This is a genomic window from Lapillicoccus sp., from assembly GCF_046595215.1.
Classification (GTDB): Bacteria; Actinomycetota; Actinomycetes; order Actinomycetales; family Dermatophilaceae; genus Lapillicoccus.
In genome coordinates this window covers 1-3,038 of sequence record NZ_JBKJPP010000161.1, presented here as the reverse complement: position 1 = coordinate 3,038, position 3,038 = coordinate 1, and the positions used below count along the sequence as shown (strand labels likewise).

Genomic DNA, 3,038 nt, shown 5'->3' with positions numbered 1-3,038 from the left:
GGGCGTAGCGTCCGATGACGCGGGAGAGGTGTTTGTCGTCGGCGGCCTCGACGAGCTCGTTGACCAGGGCGGCGGTGGTGACGTACCGCACTCGTCGTCCTTGTTCGGCGGCGGCGGTGCCCAAGGCGATGAGGAGGTGGGTTTTTCCGGTGCCGGAGTCGCCGAGCAGGACCAGTGGCTGTCCTTTGTCGATCCACGTCCCGCTGGCGAGGTGGGCCAGGGTTGCTGGGGGCAGGTCGGGCAGCGCGGTGGTGTCGAAGGTTTCGAGGCGTTTGGTGCGAGGGAACTTGGCCTCGTTGACCCGCCGGATCCGGCGGCGGGCGTCGCGGTCGTCGCACTCGGCGGTGAGGACCTCAGCGAGGAAGGCCCTGTGGGTCAGACGTTCTCGGGCGGCGGCTTCGGCGATCGAGGCGGTCTCCTCCCGCACGGTGGGCAGCGACAGGATCCGGCAGGCGGCCTGGATCGCCGCCTCGGCGGCGGGTTCCGATAACGCGGTCACCGCCCGGGTCGGGAGCGGCACGCTCGGCGCTGTCATGCCGACACCTCGCCCAGCAGCTGGTCGTACTCGGCCAGGCTCGGGCTGGGGCGGCGGGCTGTTTCCGGTCCGAATGCGTTGGGGGGTAACGGAACCGGTGACGGGGGCGCGGTCGAGGCGCTGATCGCGGTGCGGGCCGCGACGGCGACAATGTCGGCCTCGAACCGGCCCATCGCCCTCGAGGCGGCCATCCCCGCGGTCACCGCCGCGACCGGCAGGCTCCGGTGCAGCAGCAGCACCCCGACCAGGGCCCGGGTGCCGCCACTGTCGCCGAGGGCCTTGCGGGCGGCGTCCCAAAACCGTTGATGCTCGGGGGTGAAACCTCCGCAGCGGCGGGCCGCGACCAAGGCGGTGGCCCCTGACAACGCGCCCGGCTTACGGGTCAACACCTCGAGGTAGTGGTCCAGGACCAGGTCCTCGCTGCCCTTGTGCAGCGAACGGACATGCTCGGCCACCACCGCGCCGGCGTCGAGCACGAGCACGAGCTCCGCGCCGAGCCGGACGCTCAGCCGCCGCCCGGCGTACCGGGCCGGGACCGAGTAGTAGGACTGGCGGACACAGACCCTGGCCTTCGCATCAACCCGGCACGACAGCGACAGTGCGACATCGAAATCGTTGCCGGGCAACGGGTTCAGCAACGGCGCCTCCCTCGCCGCGGCGGCGCCGACGGTCTCGGCCCGGGCCCCGATCCGGCGGGCGTCGTCACGGGCATCAGCCGCGGCCAACGCCGCATTCAACGCCGCGAGCGAGCCCACGTGCGGGACCGGGGTCAGGTGCCGGCGCCGGAACCGCCCGATCTCGCCCTCGACGCCGCCCTTCTCGTGGGCGCCCTCGATCCCGGGCATGCAGTAGAACGAGTCGAACCCGTAGTGCGACCTCAAGGCGATGAACCGTGGATGCTCGAACCGCTCCCGGCCCAACGCGCACCGGATCACCGCGGGTTTGAGGTTGTCGTAGCGGATCATCCCGGTCGGGACCCCGCCCAAGCGGTCGAAGGCCTGCACGTGCCCATCCAGGAAAGACTCCTGCGCCTGGTTCGCGTACGCGATGTGGACCGCCTTGCCCGAGTGCGACAGCCGCAGCACGAACATCCACACCTTCATCATCGTCCCGGCGATCACCGCGGTGAACTCGCCGAAGTCGACCTCGGCCTCCCGCGCCGGGGCGTGGGTCTGAGGCACGCTCACCTGCCGCCGGGCCAGACCCACCTCGACCTTCAACTGCGCCACCAGGGCCCGCACACTCGACTCGGCCACCACCGCGCCCTCCTCCTCGATCAGCCGCTGCCAGACCCGGCGAGCGGTGTGCCGCTGCTTACGCGGCGCCTTCAGATCCTCGGTCAACCACTGGCGCACCGTGCCCTCGTACACCCCGAGCACCGGAGCGGCGCGCTCAGGGACCTTCCGTACCGGCGGGACCGCATCAGCCAACGCCGCACGCACCGTGCGCCGATGCACCTGGTGCCGCTTCGCCAACTCCCGGATCGAGCGACCCTCATCCCGGCGCTCACGTCGGATACGTTCGAACTGCTCCACCCTCGTTCTCTCCTTCACCCTCCACACCTTCCGTAATCGCCCTAGCAGACGAGACGGAACGTAGAGGATGGAAGGTCGAGGGTGGGGCCAAATCAAGCCATCACTACGGCCCCAAACGGGGCCACTTCAGACTGGCACAACCACTGGTCGTGATCGCGGTGGAGTTGCGGGAACCACGCGGCTACGGGCGGGCCAGGATGAGCACCATCGCCGACGCCAGCGTGAAGACGCTGCGCGAGTTCCTCATCGGGACCGTCGAACCCGGCTCCACCGTGGTCACCGACGGCTGGTCGGCCTACCCCGCGGCGTGCCGGGACTGGTTCGTCCACGAGTCGCGCCCGGTCGCCGGCTCCGGAAGGCAGGCCAACGAGTTGCTGCCCGCGGTGCACCGTGTCGCCGCGTTGTGCAAGCGGTGGCTGCTTGGCACTCACCAGGGCCGGGTGGACGCCAAGCACATGCAGTCGTATCTGGAAGAGTTTTGCTTCCGCTTCAACCGGCGCCACTCCCGCGCCCGGGGGCTGCTGTTCTTCCGCCTGCTGCAGTATGCCGCCGGAGCGTCGCCGCTGACCTACCGGCAACTGGTGGCCAATCCGCAGCCCAAGGCGATCAAACCGCCGGGCGTGAAAGGCCCGCGTTCACGACCCCGAAGCCTCGCCCAGCCACCTGAAGATCGGCCATGGCGCGCGGCACAGAGCCTCGAATGAGCGATGCGGCAGGTGGCAGTGAAATGGATAACCCACTTGTCCAAATGGTCAGCACCGGTCGCTCCACCCGTCGTTGAGGCGCTTGGCCCGCCCCGGCGCTGCATTTCTGTCACAAGTCTAGGTAGCGATATTTGGCTCTCCTGACACGAATGTGGGTGGGCTCAGGTCTGGTATGGCAGTTGCAGGTTGATGGGTCCGCAGGCGAGCATGATCAGGGCGAGGGCGGCTTCGGGGCTGTGGAAGCCGTAGGAGCGTCGGGTCATG

The 3,038-nt window shown here is 69.3% G+C and carries 3 protein-coding genes; 1 reads left to right on the top strand and 2 read right to left on the bottom strand.

The window, feature by feature from the left end; all coding sequences use genetic code 11:
* Together ACLL9L_RS14295 and istA are read right to left on the bottom strand one after the other, a co-directional pair.
* On the bottom strand, positions 1 to 535 hold a 535-nt coding region (locus tag ACLL9L_RS14295; RefSeq protein WP_411285329.1), incomplete at its 3' end, for an ATP-binding protein.
* Positions 532 to 2,088 (bottom strand): IS21 family transposase, encoded by a 1,557-nt coding sequence (istA, locus tag ACLL9L_RS14290; protein ID WP_411285328.1) that lies wholly within the window; start codon positions 2,086 to 2,088, stop codon positions 532 to 534. The genes istA and ACLL9L_RS14295, both read right to left, overlap by 4 nt.
* A 17-nt stretch (positions 2,089 to 2,105) precedes the next feature.
* Here istA and ACLL9L_RS14285 point away from each other — a divergent pair, with 17 nt between their 5' ends.
* Positions 2,106 to 2,774: an IS1595 family transposase gene (locus ACLL9L_RS14285; RefSeq protein WP_411285330.1), complete on the top strand. Its 669-nt coding sequence runs from the start codon at positions 2,106 to 2,108 to the stop codon at positions 2,772 to 2,774.
* Positions 2,775 to 3,038: the final 264 nt, after the last annotated feature.